Annotated in this window: 2 protein-coding genes; both read right to left on the bottom strand. The window is 36.5% G+C overall.

Translation table 11 applies throughout. The features are described 5' to 3' along the window. The coding region (locus LS74_RS10700; protein WP_138129149.1) for a glycosyltransferase at positions 1-670 on the bottom strand (670 nt) is incomplete at its 3' end. Beyond that, entirely contained in the window at positions 645-2,045 is a 1,401-nt protein-coding gene (locus LS74_RS10695; RefSeq protein ID WP_034589457.1) for an O-antigen ligase family protein, read from the bottom strand. The genes LS74_RS10700 and LS74_RS10695, both read right to left, overlap by 26 nt. Between the last annotated feature and the right edge of the window lie 240 nt (positions 2,046-2,285).

Below are 2,285 nucleotides of genomic sequence, written 5' to 3'. Positions count from 1 at the left end.
GCCAAGATTCTAAGTTGCTTTCTTTTTTAGATTCTAATCCTGCTTTTATCCTCTCCTGCACCTTTTCCCAAATATCTATAAGCCTTAAAAAGCCTTTTTCAGCACTTAGTCGTCCCACAGATAAAATTCTATGCTGATTAGAATCTGTGTTTTGCTGTGAGATAAAAGGCAGAAAGTTTGGAATGACTTTGATATTTTTGTGATAGTTTTGCCAAGCCTTAGCTTGAGTATATGTAAGAAACACTATCATATCAAATAGATTGTTGCGTTTAGCATATCGTTGCTGCACAGAATGCTGAATCTTTATATACAAACACCGCCTATGCTTAAAAAATGGAAAAAATGTCCAATCACTCACAAGTATAACATCTTGTTGTCCATAGGCTTTCCATACACGCAGCGATAAAACAAACTTATAAAGATTCTTATGATACATTTTTGAGAAAATATTTCTGCATTGCTTTTTAGCATATTCTGCCTCGGCGATATTATGCCATATATGGAGCTTCACGCCCTCATTTAACTCATAAGGCAAAATAGCATTTGCCTTATAAAAGCTTAAAACACTCACTTGATGTCCTAGCTCACTTAAGGCATTGGCGAGATTCACACATACCCGCTCCGCCCCTCCGGTAATGCTTATGTCATTGATTGTTAGTAGGATTTTCACCACACTTCCTTGCGACAACATAACCCACAAACAATCCAAAAAACAGCATAAGTGGGCGGAGATTAATACTATACATCACATCAAATTGCGTTTGAATACACATACCCACAACAAAAAGAGCAACAACACTTCCAAGCAATGAGTATTTTGAATCCCGCAGCCCTTTTATGCCAATTAAGCCAACAAATACGGCGATTGCCAAAAATCCAAGCAGTCCATACTCTACGCTTAAGCTTATAGGTGTGGAGTGGATATGGGGGTAACCATATAGCCCATCGCTGCCATTATGCATAGATATATCAAGATAGACTCTATAAGGATCATCTTTGGTGTAATAAGTATGAAGGTAAGTCCCTATGTTCCACGAGCCTATCACGCGTGGTTTAAAAGGCTCTTGTGCAATCAAATGCAGGGCGGATTTATACATAGCAATCCTTGCAAGAGAAGAATGCTCTATGGATATATCATTTTTACCCTTTTGCAAACTCTCACTTGAGCATACCACATACCCACCAAAACAGAATCTATCATACTGCCCCATTTCTATAGGGTTAGTATTCCAAACAGAAATTATATTATCCACTATATGGGCAAAATTATATCTATCTGATAGCGTTGCCGTATAGAGATATACGCCATAGCACAATGGCACAAAAGCCAATAAAAAACTTCCTACAATATAGCGTTTATATTGATAACGCAACACAAAAAGCCCCACCATACACATACCTATCAAGGCTAACAAAAACGATCTTTCACCATTTGAGATTATCGCAAGAACACACAGACACAAGCCCATAAAGCTTAGAATCTTAACAGCCCTTTTGGGATATACCAATCCCACCAAACAAACAGCCACCGCCCCTAGCAGCCATACATTTAGCATCACAAGATAATCAAAATATAATGGCACATTGTGCGTCTCAAAGCCACTGCCAAGCCAGACACACACACTCGCAATAACACAAATAGCACACATCAAGGTAAATATATAAAATAAGAATCTAGTGTGCTTTACCTCTGCATACAAAGCATAAAAATAGGCAATAAAGAAAAATAAAATTGTATTAATCGTGTGCGTATTGATTGTTTTGAATTTTTGAGAAAATGTCAATCCCATTCTTGTATCAAACAATGTCAGCAACCCACACAACAAAACAATGAATAAACACAAAGCAATATAGCGGATTTGAAGAATATCACGCCAATGAATCTTTTTATAACCAAACACAAGCACAAGAAAGGCTACTATGTGAAATAATGTCTGTGTGTTAAACGATTTGCCAAAGCCAGACAGCCCTAGCCCATATAGAACAATCCCCACACAAAACAACCCTAAAATTATCTCTTGATTGTATTTTTTAATAAATCCCATAATGATTTTGTCCTTGTCTCTTTTTAATGACTTTGATTGTATCCCATTCACTCAAATACTTGGATACAATTACTTATCAATCACAATTTCATAGCCACCCAACACTAAACAAAATAAAACAAACAAAGTAGCAATAAAAACTCTCAAAAAATCCAAATCTTTGTAGCAAATCAATTGACTCCAACACAACACCATCAAGTAACACTATCTTAAATCCATAAAACCAAACAAATTCAATCA

The organism is Helicobacter magdeburgensis (assembly GCF_000765825.2).
Taxonomy (GTDB): Bacteria; Campylobacterota; Campylobacteria; order Campylobacterales; family Helicobacteraceae; genus Helicobacter_C; species Helicobacter_C magdeburgensis.
This window is presented reverse-complemented; position numbering and strand designations above follow the sequence as displayed.